Annotated in this window: 18 protein-coding genes and 1 pseudogene; 7 read left to right on the top strand and 12 right to left on the bottom strand. The window is 72.9% G+C overall.

Annotated elements, in window-relative coordinates; all coding sequences use genetic code 11:
• The first annotated feature begins 263 nt into the window (after nucleotides 1-263).
• Entirely contained in the window at nucleotides 264-998 is a 735-nt protein-coding gene (locus ACZ6RT_RS08435; RefSeq protein ID WP_399188065.1) for an aggregation-promoting factor C-terminal-like domain-containing protein, read from the top strand.
• A 60-nt stretch (nucleotides 999-1,058) separates the two neighbouring features.
• On the top strand, nucleotides 1,059-3,035 hold the full coding sequence (locus ACZ6RT_RS08440) for a glycosyltransferase family 2 protein (protein ID WP_399188063.1): 1,977 nt from the start codon (nucleotides 1,059-1,061) through the stop codon (nucleotides 3,033-3,035).
• A gap of 79 nt (nucleotides 3,036-3,114) precedes the next feature.
• On the opposite strand, the gene ACZ6RT_RS08445 is transcribed toward ACZ6RT_RS08440, so the two are convergent.
• The 12 genes from ACZ6RT_RS08445 to ACZ6RT_RS08500 all read right to left on the bottom strand — a co-directional run bounded on the left by ACZ6RT_RS08445 (nucleotide 3,115) and on the right by ACZ6RT_RS08500 (nucleotide 19,860).
• Entirely contained in the window at nucleotides 3,115-4,407 is a 1,293-nt protein-coding gene (locus tag ACZ6RT_RS08445) for a tannase/feruloyl esterase family alpha/beta hydrolase (protein WP_470152661.1), read from the bottom strand.
• Nucleotides 4,408-4,595: 188 nt separating this feature from the next.
• On the bottom strand, nucleotides 4,596-5,915 hold the full coding sequence (locus tag ACZ6RT_RS08450) for an MFS transporter (RefSeq protein ID WP_470152662.1): 1,320 nt from the start codon (nucleotides 5,913-5,915) through the stop codon (nucleotides 4,596-4,598).
• 201 nt (nucleotides 5,916-6,116) lie between these two features.
• On the bottom strand, nucleotides 6,117-8,198 hold the full coding sequence (locus ACZ6RT_RS08455) for a helix-turn-helix domain-containing protein (protein ID WP_470152663.1): 2,082 nt from the start codon (nucleotides 8,196-8,198) through the stop codon (nucleotides 6,117-6,119).
• 260 nt (nucleotides 8,199-8,458) lie between these two features.
• Nucleotides 8,459-9,205 (bottom strand): 3-hydroxybutyrate dehydrogenase, encoded by a 747-nt coding sequence (locus ACZ6RT_RS08460; RefSeq protein WP_470152664.1) that lies wholly within the window; start codon nucleotides 9,203-9,205, stop codon nucleotides 8,459-8,461.
• Between the two features lie 147 nt (nucleotides 9,206-9,352).
• Entirely contained in the window at nucleotides 9,353-11,287 is a 1,935-nt protein-coding gene (locus tag ACZ6RT_RS08465) for a tetratricopeptide repeat protein (protein ID WP_470152665.1), read from the bottom strand.
• Between the two features lie 159 nt (nucleotides 11,288-11,446).
• Nucleotides 11,447-11,833: a tautomerase family protein gene (locus tag ACZ6RT_RS08470; RefSeq protein WP_344902607.1), complete on the bottom strand. Its 387-nt coding sequence runs from the start codon at nucleotides 11,831-11,833 to the stop codon at nucleotides 11,447-11,449.
• Nucleotides 11,834-11,906: 73 nt separating this feature from the next.
• Nucleotides 11,907-13,307: a class II fumarate hydratase gene (locus ACZ6RT_RS08475; protein WP_470152666.1), complete on the bottom strand. Its 1,401-nt coding sequence runs from the start codon at nucleotides 13,305-13,307 to the stop codon at nucleotides 11,907-11,909.
• Between the two features lie 93 nt (nucleotides 13,308-13,400).
• The gene (locus ACZ6RT_RS08480) at nucleotides 13,401-15,224 is read right to left on the bottom strand and encodes a serine/threonine-protein kinase (RefSeq protein ID WP_470152667.1); all 1,824 of its coding nucleotides are present in this window, start codon (nucleotides 15,222-15,224) and stop codon (nucleotides 13,401-13,403) included.
• Nucleotides 15,225-15,259: 35 nt separating this feature from the next.
• Entirely contained in the window at nucleotides 15,260-16,465 is a 1,206-nt protein-coding gene (locus tag ACZ6RT_RS08485) for a serine/threonine-protein kinase (protein WP_470152668.1), read from the bottom strand.
• 224 nt (nucleotides 16,466-16,689) lie between these two features.
• Nucleotides 16,690-18,342 carry a fumarate hydratase gene (locus tag ACZ6RT_RS08490; RefSeq protein ID WP_399188047.1) on the bottom strand — a complete coding sequence of 551 codons (1,653 nt, stop codon included), beginning with the start codon at nucleotides 18,340-18,342 and terminating at the stop codon, nucleotides 16,690-16,692.
• Nucleotides 18,343-18,502: 160 nt separating this feature from the next.
• On the bottom strand, nucleotides 18,503-18,808 hold the full coding sequence (locus ACZ6RT_RS08495) for a hypothetical protein (protein WP_399188045.1): 306 nt from the start codon (nucleotides 18,806-18,808) through the stop codon (nucleotides 18,503-18,505).
• Nucleotides 18,809-18,858: 50 nt separating this feature from the next.
• Complete coding sequence (locus ACZ6RT_RS08500; RefSeq protein WP_470152669.1) at nucleotides 18,859-19,860, bottom strand: DMT family transporter; 1,002 nt, start codon at nucleotides 19,858-19,860, stop codon at nucleotides 18,859-18,861.
• A gap of 67 nt (nucleotides 19,861-19,927) precedes the next feature.
• Between ACZ6RT_RS08500 and ACZ6RT_RS08505 the strand changes: the two genes are divergently transcribed.
• From ACZ6RT_RS08505 to ACZ6RT_RS08525, 5 genes and pseudogenes are all read left to right on the top strand, one after another.
• The gene (locus ACZ6RT_RS08505) at nucleotides 19,928-21,598 is read left to right on the top strand and encodes an aminotransferase-like domain-containing protein (protein ID WP_470152670.1); all 1,671 of its coding nucleotides are present in this window, start codon (nucleotides 19,928-19,930) and stop codon (nucleotides 21,596-21,598) included.
• Nucleotides 21,599-21,800: 202 nt separating this feature from the next.
• Complete coding sequence (locus tag ACZ6RT_RS08510) at nucleotides 21,801-22,778, top strand: Gfo/Idh/MocA family protein (RefSeq protein ID WP_470152671.1); 978 nt, start codon at nucleotides 21,801-21,803, stop codon at nucleotides 22,776-22,778.
• Nucleotides 22,775-23,659 carry a TIM barrel protein gene (locus ACZ6RT_RS08515; RefSeq protein ID WP_399188037.1) on the top strand — a complete coding sequence of 295 codons (885 nt, stop codon included), beginning with the start codon at nucleotides 22,775-22,777 and terminating at the stop codon, nucleotides 23,657-23,659. Before ACZ6RT_RS08510 ends, ACZ6RT_RS08515 begins: the two co-directional genes overlap by 4 nt.
• Nucleotides 23,656-24,579, top strand: a pseudogene (gene iolC / locus ACZ6RT_RS08520) (5-dehydro-2-deoxygluconokinase); the annotation flags it as partial. The gene ACZ6RT_RS08515 and the pseudogene iolC, both read left to right, overlap by 4 nt.
• Nucleotides 24,580-24,681: 102 nt before the next feature.
• Nucleotides 24,682-25,557 (top strand): class I fructose-bisphosphate aldolase, encoded by an 876-nt coding sequence (locus ACZ6RT_RS08525; RefSeq protein WP_470152747.1) that lies wholly within the window; start codon nucleotides 24,682-24,684, stop codon nucleotides 25,555-25,557.
• Nucleotides 25,558-25,634 lie beyond the last annotated feature (77 nt).

Genomic DNA, 25,634 nt, shown 5'->3' on the forward strand with positions numbered 1-25,634 from the left:
AGGGTCACAAAACCCTGACATAGCGCAAACAGTACCTGAATGAGGTGGTCAGACCGTGAATCGAGCGTTCGTAGATCGCCTGGCCCGCTACGAGGACCCTAGAGTAAAGTGTGAGCAAAATCACGTCTTCTTTTTCGCCGGTCGTAAAGCGGCCGTGGCCTGGCCTTAGTTCGAACGCGTCCGCGGCGGCGGGGACGGGATGCCGACCAACTCTCGCGTTCCGGTTGCGGACCACCCCCCCTGGCACGGCAAGCTCATAGGTCGTGAGTCCAGGATCACAGCAACTGAAGGAACGCTCGGCGTCCCGCGCCCGCCGTTCGTCCCGCAGGAACGCCGCGAGCCCCGGGACGAAGGCGCTCAGGGGACGTCCCTCCAAGCCGGTGCTGATCTGGGGCGGCGTGCTCCTGCTCCTGGTCGGGGGCGGCGCGTTCACCGCCTACACCGCCGTGCAGAACGCCTCGGCGCCGCCCGGCAAGCCGCTCACCCTGGACGAGATGGCGCAGGTGCTGGGCCCCGACCCGTTCGGCTCCGACATGAAGTCCGACGCGCTCAAGGCCCAGGCCGCCCAGGCCCTCAAGGCCGACCGGCTGGCCGCCCGCCGGGAGAACCGCGAGCCGCTCAGCCAGGTCAAGATCGTCGACAAGGCGCCGGGCGGCGGAGGCTTCAACCCCCAGGCGCTCCCCCCGGGCACCTCCAACCCCACCGGGAACCGGGCACTGGGCAAGCAGATGCTGGAGTCCCGCGGCTGGGGCGACCAGTGGGGCTGCCTGGAGAAGCTCTGGATGAAGGAGAGCGGCTGGAACGAGCGCGCCATGAACACCTCCAGCGGCGCGTACGGCATTCCCCAGTCCCTGCCCGGTCACAAGATGGCCAGCGCGGGAAGCGACTGGCAGACCAACGCGGCCACCCAGATCGAGTGGGGGCTGACCTACATCAAGGGCCGCTACGGCACGCCCTGTGGAGCCTGGGCCCATTCCCAGGCCAAGGGCTGGTACTGAGAGCCCAGGAGTCGGCAAGTCTGACCGTCCCGCGCCTCCGCGCCCCGCACCCTGGGCCGCATGGACGTGAAGGTCAGCGTGGTGGTGCCGGTACGCGACCCCGGTGACGGTGCCGACGCCTGCATCCGCTCGGTGCTGGACCAGTCGATGGCCCCCGAGGAGTACGAGGTCATCTTTGCCGACGACGGCTCCGAGGACGGCACCGGCCGGCGCCTCGACGCGGTGGCCGCGGCGCGCCCCAACGTCCGCGTGCTGCACCTGGAGCGGACCGGCTCGCCGATGCGCGGCCGCAACGCCGCCCTCCTGGCCGCCAGGGGCGAGTACGTCTACCTGCTCGACCAGACCGACCGGCTGGAGCGCCCCGCCCTGGAGCGGATGTACCGGCGCGCCCTGGAGACCGACGCCGACATCCTCGTCGGACGGCTGACCGACGACCGAAGGCCGCCCTCGGCCGTCTTCGACGCCGACCGCGAGCGCGCCGACGTGGTCAAGGACCGGCTGCTCACGCTGCTCACCCCGCACAAGCTCTTCCGCAGGACCTTCCTGATGGCCCAGGGACTGACCTTCCCCGACCCCGGCGGGCGCCTGGCCGAGCAGGCCTTCGTGCTCCGCGCCTACCTGCGGGCCAAGGTCGTCGTCGTGCTGGCCGACCCGGTCTGCTGCCACGTCGCCGAACGGCCCGACCCGCCCGAGGACCCCTACGTCTGGGCCGCCGAGCTGCGCGGGCTGCTCGACATCATCGACGAGGAGGTCCCCGAGGGGGGCCGCAGGGACCGGATGTACGCCCAGTGGTTCCGCACCGCGGTGCTGCGGCGGCTCGGCGGGGGCAGGTTCGTCACCTCCCCGGCGAACCGGGCCGCCACCTTCGCCACCCTGCGCGAGCTGGCCCTGCAGCGCTTCCCCCCGCGCCTGGACGCCCTGTTGCCGGTGCAGCTGCGGGCCCGCGCCGCGCTGCTGCGCGCAGGCAGGCTCGACGAGCTGGTCGCGCTGGCCGGGGCCATGCGCGACACCCGCCTGCAGGCCGATCTGGAGCGGGTCGCCTGGGAGGACGGCGCGCTCGTCATGGCGCTCACCGTGGAGATCACCCAGGCCGACGGCACCCCGATGCGCTTCGTCCCCTACGGCGACGACGGCCTGCTCTGGGAGCCCCCGGTCCGCCTCGACGGGCTCCGCCTGGCGCCCGAGCTGGCCGACGTCAGCCAGGCCGCGGCACGGGCCAGGTTCGAGGTCTACGCCAGGCACGAGGAGACCGGTGACGTGCACCTGCTGCCGGTGGACTGCTCGATGATCCGCTGCCGGCACGACGGCGGGGTCAGGCTCCAGGTCACCGGCACGGCCCGGCTGGACGCGGAGGCGGCCGCCGGTGGCGGCCCGCTGCCGGCCGGGCTGTGGGAGCTTCACGTGCGCATGTACGGGGCCGCGCGCCAGGCCCGTACCCGGGTGACCGGGTCCCCGCTGAGCTGCGCCGGGACGGTCGTCGGCCGCTCGGAGCGGCTGGTGGTCCCCTGGTGGTCGCCCAGGGGCGAGCTCGGGGTGTGCGTGGAGCCGCGCTCGTTCCCCGAGTCGATCGCCCTGGTCTCACCGGCCGCCACGGCCGTCGGGCCGCGCGGGCACGCCTTCGTCGTGGTACCCGTGCCGTACGTGCCGCCGAGCGGGGGGCCGCCCGCCGAGCTGCTGCTGCGGCAGACCACGGGACGGCTGCAGGAGATCGTCGCGCCCGCTCTGGTGGAGCCGGGCGTCCCGGGCGAGCTCGCCGGACGGCTGGTCGCCAAGTTCCCGACCCGCCTGACCTACCGCGAGGAGTTCCTCTCGCCCGGCCGCTGGGCGCCGTTCCTGCGGATCGACGGCAGGGAGACCCCCCTGCGGTTCACGGTGGCCATGAACCGGGGCGGGCGGGTGGAGATCCGCGAGCCCGTACCCGACGGCCCGCCACCGCGCCGCCGTCCGCTGCTGAGGCGCCTCGCGCTGCGGGTGCCGGGGGTCAGGAACGCGGTCCGGGCGACCCGCACCGCGCAGCGGCGGTACATGCTCGGCTGAGGGTCGCCCGGCGGTGCGGTGCGGTGCGGCGCGGCGCGGTGGGGGCGGTGCGGTGGGGTGTGGCGGTGGTGGGGTGGTGTCACCCGCTCAGCCGGCACTCGTTGGACAGGTCGCCGGTCGAGGGCCTCGGCAGGGTCGCGCTCGGCGGCGGGCTCTGCCTGCGCTCCACCCAGCCCTCCAGGGTCTCGAACGCGCTGCGGAAGCACGGCAGCAACGGGCGCAGCCGGTCGGGGTAGGCGGCGTAGAGGCTGTCCACGTGGGTGCCGTCGGTGATCCGGTAGTAACGGAACGGCCGGTGCCCGCCGACCATGTCCGCGTAGACGTCGCTGGAGCGGGAGATCGGCAGCAGCGAGTCCAGCGTGCCGTGGATCGTGATCAGCGGTTTGCCGATCCGGCCGGTGAGCCCGATCTTCCGCACCGCCGCGTACGGCTTGCGCGCGTCGTAGTCGTAGTCGGTGTCGCAGGCCGGGGTGCCCGAGGCGCAGAAGGGGGTGCCCGCCTCGGTGTCGCCGTCGAAGGAGGGGTCGAGTTCCTCACGGTAGAGGCGCTGGGTCAGGTCCCAGTAGTACTGGTGGTGGAACGGCCACAGGAACTCCGAGCCGCGGGCGAACCCCGCGTCGTACATCGCCTGGGTGTCTCCCGCCGGGTAGGCCCGCAGCGCCGGGGGCAGGTAGTTGATCAGGTTGTCGCCCTTGACCCGCCAGAGCGTGCCCTCCCAGTCGATGCCGCCGTCGTAGAGCCAGGCCCGGTTCTCCAGCTGCCAGCGGACCAGGTATCCGCCGTTGGAGATGCCCGCGGCGTAGGTCCGCGCGGGGAGCCTGCCGTAGCGCTGGGCGACGACGGCCTTGGCCGCGATCGCGATCTGCGTGACCCGGTCGTTCCACTCGGCGATCGCGTCACCGGGCCTGCGGCCGTCCCGGTGGAAGGTGACGCCGACGTTGCCCTTGTCCGTCACCGCGTAGGCGTAGCCCTTGGCCAGCGCCCAGTCGGAGATGGTGAAGTCGTTGGCGTACTGCTCCCGGTTGCCCGGGGTACCGGTGACCACCAGCCCGCCGTTCCAGTCGTCGGGCAGCCGCAGCACGAACTGCGAGTCGTGGTTCCAGCCGTGCGTCGTGTTGGAGGTCGAGGTGTCGGGGAAGTAGCCGTCGACCTGGATGCCGGGCACGCCCTTCGGGTTGACCGCCCCCGCCGGGTGCAGGCCCGCCCAGTGGGCCGGGACGGTGTGCCCGGAGACGGCCGTGCCCGCCGTCGTGAGGTCGTCCAGGCATGCCTTCACCTGGCGCTCGGCACCCGGCACCGCCACCCGGTCCAGCCGGGCACAGTGCGCCGGTGAGGCCCCGGCACTCGCCGCAGGCGCTCCGGCCAGTGCCACCAGGGCGGTGAGGCCGACGACGGCGAACCCCGCGGCCGCTCTGACCCGTGAGGCCGCGCCGGTGACTGGACTGAGGAGGGAAGGAGCGGAGCGGATGAGCGACGAGGGAAGGAACCGGGTTCGAGCGGCCGAACCGCGACGCGGAGCGTCGCCATTGATACTGCACATCAGATTTCTCTCCGTACGGTTCAGCGGGTGGTCTTGGTCTTGTCGCGGGTGCCGATGGTGACGAGATCGCGTCCGCGGGTCTCCCGGGAGACGTACACGGTGATCAGGGTCAGCACGGCGGCTCCGGCCACGTACAGCATGACCGGCAGCGAGGAGTCGTAGCGGTCCAGCAGGGCGACCGCGATCAGCGGGGCCAGGCCGCCCGCGACGATCGAGGCGAGTTGCGAGCCGATCGACACGCCCGAGTAGCGCATCCTCGTGGCGAACAGCTCGGAGAAGAAGGCCGCCTGGGGCCCGTACATGGCGCCGTGCAGGACCAGTCCGACGGTCACCGCCAGCGTGACGGCGGCGAAGTTCCTCGTGTCGATCAGCGGGAAGAACGCGAACGCCCACAGGCCCACCCCGGCGGCGCCGAGCAGGTAGACCGGCCTGCGGCCGAGCCGGTCGGAGAGCGCGCCCCACATCGGGATCGAGACGAAGTGGACGGCCGATCCGATGAGCACCGCGTTGAGCACCACGCCCTTCGTCAGGCCGGCCGTGGTCGTCGCGTAGACCAGCACGAACGCGGTGAGGACGTAGTAGGAGACGTTCTCGGCGAAGCGGGCGCCGATCGCGATCAGCACGTCCCGCCAGTGGTGCCTGAACACCCCGACGATCGGCATCGACGGGGCGGGCTCGGCGTTGGCCACGGCCTGCTGGAAGACCGGCGACTCGCTGATGGTCAGCCGGATCCACAGGCCGATCAGCACCAGCACGCCGGAGAGCAGGAACGGGATCCGCCAGCCCCAGCTCAGGAACGCCTCGTCGCTCTGGATCGCGGCCAGCAGGGCCAGCACCGCGGTGGCCAGCAGGTTCCCGCCCGGCGCCCCCGCCTGCGGCCAGGAGGCCCAGAAGCCGCGGCGCTCGGCGTCGCCGTGCTCGGAGACGATCAGCACCGCGCCTCCCCACTCACCGCCCAGCGCGAAGCCCTGGACGAGCCGGAGCGCGGTCAGCAGCAACGGGGCCGCGACGCCGATCGCCGTGTGCGTGGGAAGGCAGCCGATCAGGAAGGTCGCCGCGCCCATCAGCATCAGGCTGAGCACCAGCAGCTTCTTGCGGCCGAGCCGGTCGCCGTAGTGCCCGAAGACCAGCGCGCCCAGCGGCCGGGCCACGAACCCCACCGCGTAGGTCAGGAACGCCAGCAGGGTGCCGACCAGCGGCTCCGACTCGGGGAAGAACAGCTTCGGGAAGATCAGCGCGGCGGCGGAGCCGTACAGGAAGAAGTCGTACCACTCGATCGTGGTGCCGATCAGGCTGGCACCGACGATCTTGCCGATGGGGGTGCGGGTTTTCTCTGCCATCTCACTCACCAGGGGTCGCCGTTGGGGGGTTTCGGCAACCGTACGGAGTGACGTGTGTCACTCCTATGGGCGTGGCCGCCATAGCCTTCCGGTGACCTATGTGGACGGCCGGATCGGCGGGTCCGGGCTGAGAAGATCACGGGCCCCCGCGTCCTGTACGGCCTGTCCGCTCCACGGCCCCGGGCCCGTGCGGGACCGGTCTCAGCCGCTGAGGCGGTGCAGGCGCAGGGCGAGCTGGATCTCCAGGGCCCGGTCGGGGGACTGCCAGTCCTCGCCGAGAAGCTGCCCGACCCGTTCCAGCCGCTGGGTGACCGTGTTGACGTGGATGTGCAGGCTCTCGCTCGCCCGCGACAGCGAGCAGCCCGTACCGAAGTACGCGTCCAGCGTCCGCACCAGCGCCGTGCCCCTGCGGGCGTCGTAGTCGATCACCGGGCCGAGCGCGGAGGCGACGAACGTCCCGATCTCGCGCCCCTCGCCGACCAGCAGGCCGACGAAGCCCAGCTCCTCGGGACCCGCCCCGTCCCCGGAGCGCCCCAGCGCCACCAGCGCGTCGGCGCAGCGCTGCGCCTCCCGGTGCGCGGCGGCCACCTGAGCGGGACCCCGTACGGGACCCCCGGCGCCCGCCGTGGCCGGGTGGCCCAGCGAGGCGCTCAACTCGGCCGCCACCCGTTCGGCCACCGGACCCGGCCGGGACCCCGGCAGCAGCAGGACCACCTCGTCACCGCGCTGGGCCGCCAATCCCTGCCGCAGGGCCGCCTGTGAGGACGCCCAGAAGGCGGCCCGGTCACGCCCGCCGCCGTGGCGGACCACGACGACCACGTGGTCGGTCCCCAGGTTCACCCCCACCCGCCGGGCACGGTCGGCCAGGCCGTCGAGCGCGGGCCGGGAGATCAGGTCGTCGAGCAGCTCTCCCCTGACCCGGCCCTCCGCCTCGGCCACCGAGCGCCGGAACAGCAGCAGCAACGCGGTGACCAGCGCGGCCCGCTCCAGGATGCGCTGGTCGGCGTCGGACACCTGGCCGCCGACGCGCAGCACCAGCGTGCACAGCGGCTCCGCCCCCACGTCCACCGACGCGACCAGCAGGTCCCCCCGCCGCACGGTGCGCCCCAGCGTCCTCGACGACCGCGCCGCCTCCGCGATCACGTCCGCCGTCGTACGCGGCCCGGAGGGCACCCGGCCGGACGATCCCTCCCTGGTACGCGGCCCGGACGTCCTGTCCTTCGTACGCGACTCGGAGGGCGCCTGACCGGGAGCCTCCCCGGCCAGCACGCCCGCGTCCCCGGCGATCGGGTGCCCGGCGTCGTCGAGCACCGTCAGCGAACCTCCCAGCACCTCGGTCACCACCGCCGCCACGTCCTCGACCCCGCCGCCGCGCAGCACCAGGCCGGTCATCCGGTCGTGCGCGAGCGCGGCGCGCTCCACGGCCTGGCTGTGCGCGCTCACCTGCCGGTTGGCCTCGCTGAGCTCGTCCAGCGCGTTCCTGGTCTCCTGCAGCAGCCGGGCGTTGTCGATCGCCACCGCCGCGTGCGCGGCCAGCGAGCCCAGCAGCGCCACCTCGTCCTGGGTGAAGGGCCGCACGCTCCGGTTGGCCGCGAACAGTACGCCGATCACCCGGGCGCCCAGCTTGAGGGGCACCCCCAGGATGGCGACCAGGCCCTCCTCCAGTACCGCGTCGTCGATGTGGGTCTTGTGCCGGAAGCGCTCGTCGGCGAAGTAGTCGGCCGTGGAGTACGGGGTGGCGGTCTGCGCCACCAGCCCGCCGAGTCCCGCCCCCATGGCCAGCCGCAGCGCCCGGAACTTCGCCGACACCGAGCCGTCGGTCACCCGCATCCAGGTGTCGCCCCGCTCGGGATCGTGCAGCGTCATGTAGGCGGTGTCCGTACCGAGCAGCTGCCTGGCCCGGTGCACGATGGCCTCCAGGACGGCGTCCAGGTCACGCAGCCCCGCCAGGTCGCCCGCAGTGTCGAACAGCGCCGACAGCTCCGCCTCGCGCTTGGCCCTGCGCCGCAGCAGCGCCCGGACCCTCAGCGCGACGAGCTTGGCCTCCTCCAGCTCCGCCAGCTCCCGCGCATCGGCCCCCCTGCCGCGCGCCTCGAGGACGGGCCCCTCGAACTCCACGGCCGAGGCCTCCCTGGCGAGGAGTTCGAGGAAGATGGTGTTGTTCGGCGACGCTGTGTTGGCTGGCGACGCTGTCGCGTCGCGGTTCGGCCGCTCGGACCCGGTTCCTTCCCTCGTCGAGGGGAATCGTTCGTTCCTCACGATCCCCCTCTCCTCAGTGTTCATGGCGACGCTTCGCGTCGCGGTTCGGCCGCTCGGACCCGGTTCCTTCCCTCGTCGAGGGGAATCGTTCGTTCCTCACGATCCCCCTCTCCTCAGTCCAGTCACCGGCGCGGCCTCACGGCCAGTCACCGGCGCGGCCTCACGGCCAGTCACCGGCGCGGCCTCACGACCGGTCACCGGCGCGGCCTCACGGGGGCGGGGCCCCTGGGACGGCTTGGGCGGCCTGTTCGCGGTGACGGGTGGCTCGTGGTGTCCATTCTTGACTAGCGGGCGGTCCAGCCGCCGTCCAGGGGTAGGGAGACGCCGGTGATGGAGGAGCTGTGCGGGCCGCAGAGGTAGGCGACGAGTTCGGCCACCTCGGCGGGCTCGATCAGCCGTTTGACGGCGGCGGGGGCGAGCATGATCTGCTCGACCACCTCGTCCCTGCCGATGCCGTGGGTCTCGGCCTGCGCGTCGACCTGGTTCTCCACCAGGGGTGTACGGACGTAGGCGGGGCTCACGCAGTTGGAGGTGACGCCGTGCGCGGCGCCCTCTAGGGCGATCACCTTGGAGAGCCCTTCCAGGGCGTGCTTGGCGGTGACGTACGCCGACTTGTAGGGAGAGGCGCGCAGGCCGTGGACCGAGGAGATGTTGACGATCCGGCCCCAGCCGCGCTCGTACATCCCCGGAAGGGCCTGCCTGGCCAGCAGGAACGGCGCCTCCACCATCACCTTGAGGATCTTGGAGAACACCTCCGGGGGGAACTCCTCGATCGGGGAGACGTGCTGGAACCCGGCGTTGTTCACCACGATGTCCGCGCCGGACGGGATCCTCCCGACGAAGTCCGGCTCCGACAGGTCCGCCACGACGGGGGTGCCCGAGATCTCCGTGGCGACCGTGGCCGCGGCCTCGGCGTGGACGTCGACCACCACCACGTGCGCTCCGGCGGCGGCCAGCCGGTGCGCGCAGGCACGCCCGATCCCGCTGCCCGCTCCGGTCACCACGGCCCTGCGGCCGGATAGGTCAATCATGCTGCCGAATCTAAGCACGCCCTGGGTTCCGGCCCATGTCGCCCGTCCCCACAGTGCGCCGTACGCCTATGTGGCGGACAGCCGCTCCGATCCGGCTCTCCAGGCCGCCGGACGTGGGGACCGCGGTGGTGAAGGGTCGCGAGCGGATCAACGCCTCAGAAGCCATCGCTTCGCCAGCGACCAACGTGCGCGGGCCGTCCACTGATCGAGTTGGTCCCCGGCGCTCCTCACGTTCGGGTCTCTGGGTCCCCAGACCCTTTTGAGCACCGGTATCAGGGCTGCGAACCGGTCGCGGGCGCCGGCCGCGTCTCCCGCCTCTCCCGTCCAGGCGGCGAGGTTGAAACGAACGGTCAGCGTGGTCGGATGTTCGGGGCCCAGGGCCTTTTCGGCCACCGGCAGCAATGCGGCGAGCTGGTCCATCGCACCGGCCGCGTCCCCGGCCTCACCCATCCACCTGGCGAGGTGGGCGCGGACATCCAAGGTGACCTGGTGTTCAGCGCCCAGAACGCGCTTGATCACCGGAACCAGCATCGTGAATTCGTATCGGGCACCGGCCGCGTTTCCCGCTTCTCCGGTCCAGCGGGCGAGGGCGCAGCGGGCGTCCAGGGTGGCGAGGTGTTCGGGGCCTGAAACTCGTTCCAGGACGGGGATCAGGGTTGTGAACCGGTCGCGGGCTTCGGCCGGGTTTCCCGCTTCTCCGGTCCAGCGGGCGAGGGCGTAGTGGGTGTCCAGGGTGGTGGGGTGTTCGGGGCCCAGGACGCGTTCGAGGGCCGGTATCAGTGCGGTGAACCGGTCGCGGGCGTCGGCCGGGTTTCCCGCTTCTCCGGTCCAGCGGGCGAGACCCCAGCGGATTTCCAGGGTGATGGGGTGTTCGGGGCCTCGCGTCCGTTCGGCCAGGGGCAGCAGGAGTGCGTAGCGCTCTCGGGCCTCTGCCGCGTCTCCCGCCTCTCCGGTCCAGCGGGCGAGACTGATCCGGATCCCCACGGTGGTGCGGTGCTCCGGACCCAGAGCTCGTTCGGCCGTCGCCACCAGTGAAGTGAACCGGTCCCGGGCGCCTGTCGCGTCCCCTGCCTCTCCGGTCCAGCGGTCGAGCTGGGCTCGAGCGTACAACGTGATCAGGTGTTCGGAGCCCAGGGCCCGCTCGGCCAGTGGCAGCAGTGTCGCGAACCGGTCCCGGGCGCCAGCCGCGTCCCCTGCCTCTCCCACCCAGTAGGCCAGGTTCAGCCGGATGTTCAGCGTGACGGAGTGGTCGGGGCCCAGCGCCTTTTCGGCCACCGGCGCCAGTTCCGCGAACCGGTCGCGGGCGCCGGTCGCGTCTCCCGTCTCTCCTGCCCCGTGGGCCAGGTTGGCGCGGGCGTCCAGGGTGGTGAGGTGGTCGGGACCCAGGAGCCGTTCGACCAGTGGTGTCAGCGTCGCGAACCGGTCCCGGGCGCCGATGACGTCTCCCATCGCCCCCACCAGGGAGGCGAGGTCGACGCGGGCGGTCAGCGTGTCCTCGTGCTCGGGGCCCAGGATGTCGTTCAGGGCGGTGTGACGCCGCTGCAACACGGTCCGGGCGGTGTGGTGGTCGCCCAGGACGTACAGGTAGTCGACGACGGAACCCATGGCGGGGGACTCGGGCGTCAGGACGGCGAGGGCGTGGGGCAGCAGCCGGGCGTAGGCGGGCCAGGAGGAGGGGTGCTCGGCCTCCTCGGGGATCGCGGCGCCGAGCAGGGCGGCCGCGGTGGTTCTGTCGGCGGCGTGCTCCTCCCGGGTCAGGCCGTCCACGACGGAGGCCCGGACCCGGTGGTCCATGCTCACGGACAGGCCGTCCGGCGACAGGCCGATCACACCGTCGGAGGCCAGCGTCTCCAGCGCGCCGCCGAGAGCGGCCTCGTCGGCGTCCTCCAGCCCGTTCAGCACGGTACGCGGCAGGTCGTCGGGCGCGTAGCAGGCCAGGATCCGCAGCACGCGGAGCGCCAGGGGATCGGTCCGCTCGATCCGTTCGCGCGTCTGCGCCCAGGTACGGGACGCGGCAGGAGCGGCGTCGGTGCGAAGGGGTGATCCGGGCGGGTCGTCCGCCGGGGACAGGGGAGTCGACACCGGTCAACCTTGTCGCCTGCAGGCGATATCACACCAGTATGTGGTGAATCCGTTATCTCGTCCCGACGGACGGGGCCGGCCGCCCGGTGTTCCCCGGGGGGTGAAGGGACGGTCTTCCGGTGTCGTCCGCCCCAAGATCGTTCGGCGGGTGAAGCGGTGTCAGATGGTGACCGGGTACATCAGCGTCAGCTCGTCGCCCGGGAGGCCGCGGATGCCCCAGTTGGTCTTGGGGGACTCCATGATCATGATTTCCAGGTCCTCGGCGGCGAGGTCGAGCACCTCACCGGCCCGGGTGAACAGGGCACGGATCAGCTTGCGCTTGGCCTCGTCCGACCGGCCGTTGAAGCAGACGATCTCCACGATGAGGTACCGCTCGCTGCGCTGCGGGCAGATCATGTCCTCGGCGTCAAGCAGCAGGAAGCGGTGGAACCGCTTGTCCTCGGGCAGCTGCCAGACGTCCACCAGGCAACCGTGCACGAGGTCGGAGACATGCCGGCGCCGGCCGGACCAGACGTCCCGGCGGCCGTAGAACTTGATCTGGGTCATGCCGAGAAGTCTTCCAGGTGCCCGGGAGCGGCGACGCCGGGGGGCCGGGATGAGGACATCCCGGCCCGAGGGCTCACCCGGGTTGCGAGGGCGGCCGGGTCATGGAGAGCACGTCGAGCAGGTCGTCGAGCTTCTCCTCGGTGAGGGTGCCGTTGGCCACGTGGCCGCGTTCGATCACGACCTCGCGGATGGTCTTGCGCTCGGCCAGGGCCTGCTTCGCTATCTTGGCGGCCTCCTCGTATCCGACGTACCGGTTGAGCGGGGTGACGATCGACGGCGAGGACTCCGCGTACTCGCGCATCCGCTCGACGTTGGGGGTGATGCCGTGCACGCACCGGTCGGCCAGCAGCCGGGAGACGTTGGCCAGCAGCCGCACCGACTCCAGGATGTTGCGCGCCATGACCGGGAGCATCACGTTGAGCTCGAACGTGCCCGACGCGCCGGCGAACGCGATGGCCGCGTCGTTCCCGACGACCTGGGCGGCGACCATGGTCACCGCCTCCGGGACGACCGGGTTGACCTTGCCGGGCATGATCGAGGAACCGGGCTGGAGGTCGGGCAGGTTGATCTCGCCCAGCCCGGCCCGGGGTCCCGAGCCCATCCAGCGCAGGTCGTTGGCGATCTTGTTGAGCGAGACCGCGACCGTGCGGAGCTGGCCGGACAGCTCGACGAGGGCGTCGCGGGCGCCCTGGGCCTCGAAGTGGTCGGGGGCCTCGGCGAACGGCAGGCCGGTGGCCTCGCGCAGCCTTTCGATGACCTTGGCCGCGAAGCCGGGCGGGGTGTTGACGCCGGTGCCGACCGCGGTGCCGCCCAGGGGGAGCTGGGCGAGGCGGGGAAGGGCGCTCCGCACCCGCGCGATGCCGTTGTCGATCTGCGTGGCGTAGCCGCCGAACTCCTGTCCCAGGGTGACCGGGGTGGCGTCCATCAGGTGCGTCCGGCCGGCCTTGACCACGCCCTCGAACTCCAGCGACTTCTCGCGCAACGCGGTCGCCAGGTGCCGCAGGGAGGGGATCAGGTGGTACGACACCTCGGTCGTGGCGGCCACGTGGATGGAGGTGGGGAAGACGTCGTTGGACGACTGTGAGGCGTTCACATGGTCGTTGGGGTGGACGGGGCTGCCCAGCCGCTCCTCGGCGAGGGTGGCGATGACCTCGTTGGCGTTCATGTTGGAGGAGGTGCCGGAACCGGTCTGGAAGACGTCGACCGGGAACTCGCCGTCCCACTCGTTCTCGGCGACGTCGGTGGCGGCCTCGGCGATCGCCCGCGCCAGTTCCTTGTCGAGCACCCCGAGCTCGGCGTTGGCCTCGGCGGCGAGCGCCTTGATCAGGCCGAGCGCGGCGATGTGCGGGACCTCCAGCCCGCGCCCGGAGACGGGGAAGTTCTCCACCGCCCGCTGGGTCTGCGCTCGCCACTTCGCGCCCGCCGGCACCCGTACCTCGCCCATCGAGTCATGCTCGATCCGATACTCGCTCATGGATCCAGTCTGCGTCCTATGAGAGGAATCAAACCGGTTGAACGGGCATCGACGGGTATCGCGTACGGAGGATCCGCCCCGGCGGGCCGTTCCTCAGGTGAAGGCCACCACCACCAGGATCATGATCACCACGAGCGCGATCGCCGCCACCCCCATCAGGACGAAGATGCCGATCTTGGGCTTGCGGGGCGGGGCCTGCGGCTGCCCGGGAACCGGGTGGCCGTTCTGCCCGGCGATCGCGAACAGGTCGGTGCCCAGGCCGGGGGAGCGGCCGGCCTCGGGCCCCGGCGGGCGCCAGGGCTGGGGTGCCGCCGGGCCCGGGCGCCCGGGAAGGCCGGACGGCGCGCCCGCTCCCGGTGACCGGTCACCGGGCAGGGGCGCGTGCGGCACCGGACCGGCCGGGGCGGGGACCGGCGGGAGCACCGCGGTGGACGGCCCGGAGTCCGGCCCGGCCGCGGGGAAGCCGTGCGGCGGGGTGGCGGAGGGGTCGGACCCGGCCACCGGGAAGCCGTGGGGCGGGGTGGCCGACGAGGAGACGTCCGCCTCGTCGAAGGCGCCCGGGGAACGGTCTGCCATGGGCCCCCGGGCGACGGGCGTACCGAGGGAGGGGGAGCTCTGGCGTCCCGCGACCGGCCTGCCGAGGTCGGTGGGCGCCGGGCGGTCCGGGTAGGGCGAGGCCGTCGACCGGCCCGGGGCGGCCACCGGGGGAGCCGGCTCGGCGGGGATGCGCAGGCCGTCCTTGGGGCGGATGACCACCATCGTGCGGTCGGCGTCGAAACCGCCCGCGTCGTCGTCCCCGGAGGCGTCCGGACCGTCCGGGCCGTCCTGGACTGCGGGGACGCCGGTGTCCTTCGCGGCGTCGGCGTCCTCCGGGAGCCCGGCCGGCTCGGCGCGTTCCGGCTCCGCGTCCTTCGAGGCGGACACGGATTTCGATGCGGACACGGGCTTCGGGGTGGGCACGGGCTTCGAGGCGGGCACGGGCTTCGGGACCGGCGCGGGCTTCGGGGTGGGCGCGGACGGCCGCGCGGATGCCGGGGTCGCGCGGGGCGGTGCGGCGGGGGGCGGGGTGGAGGGCAGCGAGTCCGCCAGGTGCGTGGGGGTGTCCGCCACCGCCCGGAGCATCGCGCCCGCCTGGGCGGCCGTCAGGCGTGCCGTGTGGTCCTTCTCCATGAGTTGTTCGAGCACCGGCCGGAGCGGTCCCGCCTGGGTCGGCGGGTCGACCTGCTCGCTCATCAGCGCCGCCAGCGTCTCCGCCACCGAGGACCGCTCATAGGCCGGGCGGCCCTCGACCGCGAAGTAGAGGGTGGCGCCCAGCGACCACAGGTCGGACTCGGGGCCGGTGTGCTCGCCGCGGGCGCGCTCGGGTGCCGTGTAGCCGGGGGAGCCGATCACCATGCCGGTCTTGGTGAGGCTCGTGTCGCCCTCGGCCTTGGCGATGCCGAAGTCGGTGAGGACCACCCGGCCGCTCTCGGTGATCAGCACGTTGCCGGGCTTGACGTCGCGGTGCAGCACCCCCTGGGCGTGGGCCGCGCGCAGTGCCCCCAGCAGGTCGGCCCCGATCTCGGCGACCAGGCGCGGCGGGAGCGGGCCCTCCTCCTCGATCACCTGCTCCAGGGAGCGGGCCTGGACGAGCTCCATGATGATCCAGGGGCTGCCGTCCTCGACGATGGCGTCGTGGACGGTGGCCACCGAGGGGTGGCTGATGCGGGCCGCCGTACGACCCTCGCGGATCATCCGTTCCCGAAGTTCGGTGCGCTCCGCCTCGCTGAGCCCGGGCTCCTGACGGATCTCCTTGATCGCCACCTCACGGCCGAGGGAACGGTCGTGGGCCCGCCACACGGTGCCCATCGTCCCCCGGCCGATTGGCGCGATCAGCTCATAACGGTCCGCGAGCACGCGCGTCTGCTGTTCCGGCATGAGAAGAAGATAGCCATTCCCACTTGAGAAGTGCTTTACCCGCGCTTACGGAGTTCCCTCGGCCAGAGAAGACGTGGGAGGACCAACCTGATGAACGGCGTCATGAAACGGACAAACGAGTTGTTTCCTATAGAAATGTCCACATTTTTCCGGTGGACACCCTCGTTCGTCCGCCGGTGCGACCGCGACTGCGCCGGTGCCGAGAACGGCCCCGACTGCGGCCCCGACGGTGGCGGCGGCGAGACCGGCGAGGTGGGACGCGGGGCCGGTGGCGGCGCGGAGCCGACCCGGTGCAGCCCGCGGTGCTGCGAGCGGCGGCCGAACGGCGGGGCCGAGGCCGGAGCACCCCTGTCGGACCCGTCCGCGTACGGCCTGGAGCCGGGCCGCGCCGCGGGCGGCCGGGGGACGAGGTCCTCGGCCGTGCCGCCGGCCGCCACCCGGGCGAGCATCAGCGCCGCCCGGACCGTGTCCAGCCGGGCGTTCGGGTCGATCATGAGCAGGCCGCGCAGCACCGGCGCCAGCGGCCCGGCACGCTCCATGGGGATCGGCTCACCGCTGGTCAGCGCCGCGAGCGCGGCGGCGGCCGTACGGCGCCCGTGCAGGCCCCTGCCCTCGACGGCGGTGTAGAGGGTCGCGCCGAGCGACCACAGGTCGCCGGCCGGGCTGGCCTTGGCGCCCAGGACGCGCTCGGGGGCGATGTACCCGGCCGAGCCCAGCACGATGCCGGCCTGGGTGATGGACACGTCGCCCTCCAGGGCGGCCAGGCCGAAGTCGGTCAGCACGGCCCGGTCGTCGGTGACCAGGACGTTGCTGGGCTTCACGTCGCGGTGCAGGATGCCCTTGGCGTGCACGGCGCGCAGCGCCCCCAGGACCTGGCGGCCGATCTCCGCCACCTGGCGCGGCGGCAGCGGGCCGTGGTCCTGCAGGAGCTGCTCCAGCGACCTGGCGCGCAGCAGCTCCATCACGATCCAGGGGCGCTCGTCCTCGGTGACGACGTCGAAGACGGTGATGACCGAGGGGTGGGCCACCATCGCGGTCGCCCGTCCCTCGCGCTCGGTCCTGGCGCACAGCTCGGCGCGCAGTTCCTCGTCGAGGATCAGGGGGAGGCGCACCTCCTTGACCGCCACCTCACGGTTGAGCAACTCGTCCTGCGCTCGCCAAACGGTGCCCATGCCGCCTCGGCCGACCGGTTCCGACAACCGGTAGCGCGCGGCGAGAAGGTATCCGGGTGGCGCACGCATGTGGTGCAGCTTACCGATTTGCGTAATGCGACCAGTAGAGACCCGGCCGAATCTTCTTGCCAACTTCGGTCAGATTTTCTCTCTCGTGATTGTTCGGAAACCGAGAGTGACATCAGACCGATTCCGTACGTTTCCCGAATTCACCGATTCGGGCCGGGACGGTGCGGCCCGGGCCGACCCGGACCGGGGCCGACCCGAACCGACCCGAGCCGACCCGGGGACGGTCAGCGGCGGCCGATGCTCAGGACCGGCCCGGTGGAGTCGGCGAAGAAGTCGTTGCCCTTGTCGTCGACCACGATGAACGCGGGGAAGTCCTCGACCTCGATCCGCCAGACGGCCTCCATGCCCAGCTCGGGGTACTCGAGGACCTCGACCTTCCGGATGCAGTCCTGGGCCAGGCGCGCGGCCGGGCCGCCGATGGAGCCGAGGTAGAAGCCGCCGTGGGCCTTGCAGGCGTCGGTGACCTGCTGGGAGCGGTTGCCCTTGGCCAGCATGACCTTGGAGCCCCCGGCGGCCTGGAAGCGCTCGACGTAGGAGTCCATCCGCCCGGCCGTGGTCGGGCCGAAGGAGCCGGAGGCGTACCCCTCGGGGGTCTTGGCCGGGCCGGCGTAGTAGACCGCGTGGTTCCTGAGGTACTCGGGCATCTCGCCGCCCGCGTCCAGGAGCTCGCCGATCTTCGCGTGGGCGATGTCGCGGGCGACCACGAGCGGCCCGGTCAGCGACAGGCGGGTCCTGACCGGGTACCGGGTCAGCTCGGCGAGGATCTCGTCCATCGGGCGGTTGAGGTCGATCCTCACCACGTCGTCCGACAGCTGCTCGTCCGTGGTCTCCGGCAGGAACCGGGCCGGGTCGGTCTCCAGCCGCTCCAGGAAGACCCCCTCGGGGGTGATCTTCGCCAGGGCCTGGCGGTCGGCGCTGCAGGAGACCGCGATGGCGACCGGGCAGGAGGCGCCGTGGCGGGGCAGGCGGATGACGCGGACGTCGTGGCAGAAGTACTTGCCGCCGAACTGCGCGCCGATGCCGAGCCTCTGGGTGAGCTCGAAGACCTTGGCCTCCAGGTCGGTGTCGCGGAAGCCGTGCCCGGCCGGGGAGCCCTCGGCGGGGATGGAGTCCAGATAGCGGGCGCTGGCGTACTTGGCGGTCTTCAGGGCGAACTCGGCGGACGTGCCGCCGACGACGATCGCCAGGTGGTACGGCGGGCAGGCCGCGGTGCCGAGGGAGCGGATCTTCTCCTCCAGGAACCGGAGCATCCTGGCCTCGTTGAGCACCGCCTTGGTCTCCTGGTACAGGAACGACTTGTTGGCGCTGCCGCCGCCCTTGGCCATGAACAGCAGCTTGTACGCGTCGGGGTGGCCGCCCGGGTCCTCGGCGTACAGCTCGATCTGCGCGGGCAGGTTGGAGCCGGTGTTCCTCTCCTCCCACATGGTCAGCGGGGCCATCTGGGAGTAGCGCAGGTTCAGCCGGGTGTAGGCGTCGTAGACGCCCCGGGAGATGTGCTCGGCGTCGGCGCCGTCGGTGAGCACGTGCCGGCCGCGCTTGCCCATCACGATCGCGGTGCCGGTGTCCTGGCACATCGGCAGGACGCCGCCCGCCGAGATCGAGGCGTTCTTGAGCAGGTCCAGGGCGACGAACCGGTCGTTGCCGCTCGACTCGGGGTCATCGATGATCTTGCGGAGCTGGGCGAGGTGGGACGAGCGCAGGTAGTGGGAGATGTCGTGGATCGCGGTCTCGGTGAGCAGCCGCAGCGCCTCGGGCTCGACCTCCAGGAAGCTGCGCCCCGCGGCCTCGACGACCCGTACCCCCTCGGAGGTGATCAGACGGTACTCCGTCTCGTCCGGTCCCAGGGGAAGCAGGTCGGTGTAGTCGAACTCGGGCATCGTCGTCGATCCTTCGTGCGGGGGTCAGCTCCGTTTTCCCTAGAGGGTAAGGCTTCGCCCAGGTGCCCGGCCGAAGGGTCCGGCCGAGGTTGCCGGTCGGGGGACGTTCGTCCCTCGGTCGGGCAAACCTGTAGGGACATATGTGATGAAAACCGAATATTCAGGACAAGGCTTGGTGGGATATGCGGCTTTTGTCCATATGTGTTCGGAGGGAGGGGGGAAGCTGGAAACAGGCCGGGCCGAGCGTCCGGGGAAAGCCGAGGGACATCATGGACATCGGAAACACCGTCGTGGCCGGGAACGTCGTCATGCTGGTGCTCGTGGCGGTCTTCATCGTGGCCGGTCTGACCGTGTCGCTGATCACCATCACGCTGTCGAGCATCAAGGAGGCCGGGGGGCGGACGCCCGAGTGGCCGGTGAGCTGGCCCGACTCGCGCCTGGCCCTGACCGAGGCGCCGATCGCCATCTCCCCGGTGAGAGGGGCCGTGTCCTCCCCCGGCTCCCACGGATGGCGGGTCAGCCGTCCCGAGCGGGCCGGTGACTCCCGGCGGCGGGCGAACTCGTCCCGCTGGGCCGAGAGCCGCGAGCGCCGGGTGAGCCCGCCGCAGCGGGCCGACGTGCCTCCGCAGCGGGTGAGCGTGCCCCGTCAGCGGGTGAACCCCTGGGGCTGAGACCGATGGCGATCCCGGCGACCACCAGTGCCGCGCCGAGCAGGTCGGGCCAGGTGGGGACGCTCAGGCCGAGGATCGCGCCGGTGACGATGGCGCCGACCGGGATCAGCCCGGCGAACAGCCCGGCGGTCCCCTGGCCGAGCCTCGGCAGGGCGTCGTACCACAGCAGGAACGCCACGCTCGTCACGAACACCGCCTGGTAGGCCAGGCCGGCCGCCTCGGGCACGGTCGGCACCCTGACCAGCGCGGTGCCGTCCGCCAGCAGCCCGGCGGCCGTCAGCAGCGGTACGGCCAGCACCGTGGAGTAGGCCGAGACGCGCACCGCGCCCAGCCGGGGCAGCAGCGGGAGGGCCAGCACCGAGAAGCAGATCTCGCAGCCCAGCGCGCCCAGCGCCCAGAGCAGCCCGGCCGGGTCGCCGCTGCCCAGGCCGGTGGCCACCGTCGTCCCGGCGACGACCACCGTCGCCGCGCCGAGGACCCTCCGCGAGGGCCGCCCGCCGAACAGCGCCAGGGCCAGCGGGACGGCGCCCAGGACGGTGCCGACCAGGGCGGGCCCGCCGTGCCGGGTGCCCTCGATCACGCACACGTTGAACAGCACCAGCCCGGTCAGGGCCAACGCCACCAGCAGCGCCGCCTCGCGGGGCGTGAGGCGCACGAACCGCAGCCCCGCCAGCCGGGCGACAGTGAGCAGGATCACGGCCGCCGCCAGGTAGCGCAGGGCCTGGCCGCCGTGGACGGGGTAGTCGCCGATCACTCCGGAGATCCCCGCCAGGGTGCCGACCAGGAACATCCCGCCCGCGGCCTGGACCGGCCCTCGCAGCTCCGACCTGCTGACATCGTGGTTCATGTACGGAATGCTAGGAAGGCAATGGTTCGTCCACCGGGTCCAATGATCCTGAGAAAAAGAGGGCCAATTGGCCGATCTGCACCTCGTCGTCGACCGGTCGGCGGGCGGCGTCGCCGCCCAGATCGCCCGCGAGCTCCGCGAGGCCGTACGGCACGGGCGGCTGGCCGCCGGAGTCCGCCTGCCCGCCAGCCGTGAGCTGGCCAGGGACCTCGGGCTCTCCCGCGGTGTGGTGGTGGAGGCCTACGAGCAGCTGGTCGCCGAGGGCTTCCTGCTCTCCAGGGTCGGCGCGGGCACCACCGTGGCCCCGGCCGCCGCCCGCTTCGCCACGTCCGGTCCTTCGCGGACCGGAGGCGTTCCGCGGACCGAGAGGCTTTCGCGGGCCCAGAGGCTTTCGCCGGATGAGAGCCCTCCGGCCGCCGCGGGCCCTTCGCGTGCCGAGGGCCTCCGGCGGGCCGGGAGGTTCTCGCGCACCGGGAGGGTCCCACCGGCCGGACGCCCCCTCCCGGACGGGAGCCTCCCGCGGGCCGGGCGTCCCGCACCGGGCGGGAGCGCCCGGGAGGCCGTGGAGGCTCCGGCGGCCGGGCGCGACTCGTCCGCCGGGCGCTGTGCCGCCGCGCCCGACCTGAGCGGGTTCCCCCGGCAGCGCTGGATGGCCTCGATGCGGCGGACGCTCACCTCGCTGCCCGACGGCGCCCTGGACTACGGCGATCCCGGCGGCGTCCTCGCCCTGCGCGAGGAGCTGGCCGCCTACCTCGGAAGGGTCCGGGCGGCCGACGTCGGCCCGGACGAACTGGTGATCGTGGGCGGGGTCGCCCAGGGGCTGAGCCTGGCGATCCAGGCGCTGGCCGGCAGGCTTCCCCAGGTCGCGAACCGGCACGGCCTCGCCTGGTTCGTCCGGGACGACACGCGTCCCGCGGCGCGTCCCGGCCGGATCCGGCTGGCGATCGAGGACCCCACCAGTCTCCGCCAGCTCCCACTGCTCCGGGCGGCCGGTGCCGACCCGGTCGCGGTCGGCGTGGACGACGAGGGCATCGACGTCGGCGCCCTCGCCGCGACCGGGGCGCGGGCCGTGCTGCTCACCCCCGCCCACCAGTACCCCACCGGGGTCGTGCTCTCCCCCCGGCGCCGCGCCGAGCTGATCGAGTGGGCCGACGCGACCGACGCGATGATCCTGGAGGACGACTACGACGCCGAGTTCCGCTTCGACTGCGACCCCGTGGGCTGTCTGCAGGGCCTGGCCCCCGGCCGGGTGATCCTGGCCGGGAGCGTCAGCAAGTCCCTGGCCCCCGGGCTCCGCCTGGGATGGGTGGCCGCTCCGGCCCCGATCGCCGAGTCGCTGCGGCTGGCCCGCGGCGAGCTCGACCTCGGCTCACCGGTCCTGGAGCAGCACGTCCTGGCCGACTTCATCACCACCGGTGGCTACGACCGGCACCTGCGCAGGATGCGCCGGGAGTACCGGGCCCGCCGCGACGCCCTCGCGGGGGCCCTGGCCGAGCACCTCCCCGAGATCGTCGTGCGGGGCGTCTCGGCCGGGCTCCACCTGCTCGCCGAGCTGCCGGCCGGCTGGGACGAGGCGTCGGCGGCGGAGGCGGCCCTGGCCTGCGGGCTGGCCACGGAGCCGGTGGCCCCGATGCGCCACGCCCCCGGCCCGCCCGCGCTGGTGATGGGGTTCGCGCGGCTTCCGGTCCACCGCGCCGACGGGACGATCCGCGCCTTCGCGGCGGCCCTGTCCCGCTGACGTCCCCACCGCGCGGGCCACACCGGCCGCGCGCCGTGTCGGCCACGCGGTCGGCGGGGCCGTTCCGACGTGCCGGTCACCGCGACCGCCCCCGTGTCCCGTATGGGATGACATCGTCCTTATGTCCTGACAAATTCTTGACGACGACCGGCTCCTCGCCTAGAACTGGAGATCGGCCGCTCTCTCCTTTCGCGGAGGCATCATGCGTGTTGGACTGCTGGGGCTCGGCAGGATCGGGGCGTTCCACGCCGCGACCCTGGCGGCGCACCCCGGGGTCGGCGAGTTGGTGGTGAACGACGCGGACGGCGAGCGGGCGGCGGCGGTGGCCGCGAGGCTGGGAGCCCGGGTGGGGGACGCCTTCGACGCCGACGCGCTGGTCGTCGCCACCCCCACGGCGACGCACGCGGAGCTGCTGACGCGCGCCTGCGCCGAGGGGCTGCCGGTGTTCTGCGAGAAACCGGTCGCGGCCGGCGTACCGGAGACCCTGCGCGTGCTCGACGCGGTCAGGCGGAGCGGCACGGTCGTGCACATCGGCTTCCAGCGCCGCTTCGACACCGGGTACGCCGCGGCGCGCAGGGCGCTGGCCGACGGCGAGCTGGGCACGCTGCACCGGGTGCACATGCTCAGCGCCGATCCCCGGCCGCCCGACCCCGGGTACATCCCGCTGTCGGGGGGCATCTACCGCGACTGCCACATCCACGACTTCGACATCCTGCGCTGGGTCACCGGCCGCGAGGCCGAGACCGTCTACGCGACCGGCGCCAACCGGGGGGAGACGTTCTTCGCCGAGGCGGGGGACGTCGACACCAGCGCCGCGCTGCTCACCCTGGACGACGGCACGCTCGTCACCCTGCAGGGTTCCCGCTACAACGGCGCCGGGTACGACGTACGGATGGAACTGGCGGGCACCCTGCGGACCCGGGCCGTCGGCCTCGACCCGCGCGCGCCGCTGACCAGCGTCGAAGGGCTGCAACCCCCCGGCGAGCCGTGGCCCGACTTCACGAGCCGGTTCCGGGCGGCCTACGTGGCCGAGCTGGACGCGTTTCTCGCCGCCGCGCGCGGGGAGACGAAGAGTCCCTGCACGGTCGAGGACGCCCTGGCCGCGCTCTATCTCGCCGAGGCCGCGGAACTCTCCCGGCGCGAGGGGCGCCCGGTACGCGTCGCGGAGGTGGTCCTGTGAGAATTGCCGGTGCGCCGATCTCCTGGGGCGTCTGCGAGGTCCCCGGCTGGGGGTACCAGCTGGACCGGTCCCGGGTGCTCACCGAGATGAGGGACCTGGGCCTGACGGCCACCGAACTCGGTCCCGAGGGCTTCCTGCCGCCCTCGCCGACCCGCTGCCGCGCCCTGCTGGCCGAGTACGGGCTGCGCGCGGTGGGCGGGTTCGTCCCGGTGGTCCTGCACGAGGGCGACCACGACCCGCTCCCGGTGGTCCGGGCCGCGATGCGCGCCTTCGCCGACGGCGACGTGGACACGGTCGTGCTGGCCGCCTCCACCGGCGGCGAGAGCTACGACGCCAGGCCCGAGCTGGACGCCGCCGCCTGGAAGACCCTCATGACCAACCTGCGCCGGATCCTCAAGAGCGCCAAGGAGTTCGGCCGCTCCGTCACCCTGCACCCGCACGTCGGGACCGTGGTGCAGGACCCCGGCGAGGTGCAGCGGGTGCTCGACGGCAGCCCCGTGCAGCTCTGCCTGGACACCGGCCACCTGCTCGCGGGCGGCACCGACCCCGCCGAGCTGGTCTCGCGGGCCGCCGGGCGGATCGCGCACGTCCACCTCAAGGACGTGGACGCCGCCATGGCCGAACGGGTCAGGGCGGGCGAGCTGCCCTACGGCCGGGCCGTCAAGGAGGGCCTCTACCGCCCGCTGGGCCGGGGCGACGTGGACGTGCCCGCCATCGTCGCGGGCCTGACCGCGGCCGGGTACGACGGCTGGTACGTGCTGGAGCAGGACGTCGTGATCGCCCCCGGGGACGCGGCCGACGCCGACCCGCGGGAGAACGTCGCCGAGAGCCTGGCGTACCTGAACGGGCTCGCCGGCCCGGGCGGCGGGGCGGGCCCGTGATCGAGGTCCTGACCATGGGACGCGCCGGTGTCGACGTCTACCCGCTGCAGGTGGGCGTCTCGCTGCGCGAGGTGGAGACCTTCGGCAAGTACCTGGGCGGCAGTCCTGCCAACGTGGCGGTGGCCGCCGCCCGGCTGGGCCGTACCAGCGCCGTGATCACCAGGACCGGCGACGACCCGTTCGGGCTCTTCGTGCACGACGCGCTGCGCGAGTACGGGGTCGACGACCGCTACGTCACCGCGGTGGCGCACCTGCCGACCCCGGTGACGTTCTGCGAGATCATGCCGCCGGACGACTTCCCGCTGTACTTCTACCGCCTGCCCAAGGCGCCCGACCTTGAGATCTTCCCCGAGGAGCTGGACCTGGAGGCCGTCGCCGGGGCGCGGTTGTTCTGGGCGACCCTCACCGGCCTGTCCCAGGAACCCTCCCGGAGCGCGCACTTCGCCGCCTGGCGGGCCAGGGGGCGCGTCCCGCACACCGTGCTGGACCTGGACCACCGTCCCATGTTCTGGCCCCGGCCCAAGGAGGCCCGCGACCTGGTGCGCGAGGCCCTGCGCCACGTCACGGTGGCGGTGGGCAACCTCGACGAGGTCGAGGTCGCCACCGGCACGCGCGACCCGGAGGCGGCCGCCGAGGCGCTGCTGGAGGCCGGTGTCGAGCTCGCGATCGTCAAGCAGGGCCCGGCCGGGGTGCTCGGCATGACCGCGACCGAGACCGTGCGGGTGCCGCCGGTGTCGGTGGAGGTGGTCAACGGCCTCGGCGCCGGGGACGCCTTCGGCGGGGCCCTGTGCCACGGCCTGCTGGAGCGCTGGCCCCTGGAGGAGACGCTGCGGTTCGCCAACGCGGCCGGGGCGATCGTCGCGGGCCGGCTGGCCTGCGCCCCCGCGATGCCCCGGCAGGAGGAGGTGACGGCCCTGCTCACCGGCCGGCCGGGCGGGCCGTCACCCGCGGCACCCGCCTCCGGTACGGCCAAGGGCCCGGCCACGGCCACGGCCACGGCCACGGTGACGGCCACGACCACGGTGACGACCACGGCCACGGTGACGAGCACGCGGGCCCGCCATCCCGGCCGGATCGCCGAGGCGCTGGCGGCACGGGAGCGCAGGAGCCTGCTCCAGGAGCGCGACCGGCTCCTGATCGTCGCCGCCGACCACACCGCCAGGGGCATGGTGGGCGTCAGGGACCGTCCCGCGGCCATGGAGAGCCGTGTCGAGCTGCTGGAACGGCTCTGCGTGGCGCTGGCGCGTCCCGGTGTGGACGGCGTGCTGGGCACCCCGGACGTGGTGGAGGACCTCCTGCTGCTCGGCGCGCTGGAGGGGAAGGTCGTCATCGGGTCGATGAACCGGGGCGGCCTGCACGGGTCGGCGTTCGAGTTCGACGACCGGTTCACCGCCTACGACGCCTCCTCGATCGTCCGGGCGCGCCTGGACGGCGGCAAGATGCTCTGCCGGATCGGCGTGGACGACCGGGCCACCGCCCGCACCCTGGAGGCGTGCGGCCGGGCCGTCACCGAGCTGGCCTCGCACGACCTGGTCGCCATGGTCGAGCCGTTCTGGTCGCGCAGGGTGGGCGGCGAGATCGTCCACGACCTGTCGCCCGAGGGGGTCATCCGCTCCATCCACGTCGCCCAGGCGCTCGGCGCGACCTCCGCGCACACCTGGCTGAAGATCCCGGTCGTGGACGGCATGGAACGGGTGATGCGCGCCACCACGCTGCCGACGCTGCTGCTGGGCGGCGACCCGGGCGAGGCGCCGGAGGTCGTCCACGCGGCCTGGCGCGGGGCGCTGCGGCTTCCCGGGGTGCGGGGGCTGGTGGTGGGCCGTGCCCTGCTGTACCCCGCCGACGACGACGTGGCGGCGGCCGTCGACACCGCCGCGCAGATGCTGGAGGAGGCGTGAACCGAGCGGTCACTTCGGTAGTGACCTGAGAGGCCATCGAGGCGATCATTGAAACGGTCACCGGGGCGGTCACCGAC

The organism is Streptosporangium sp. NPDC050148 (assembly GCF_055586505.1).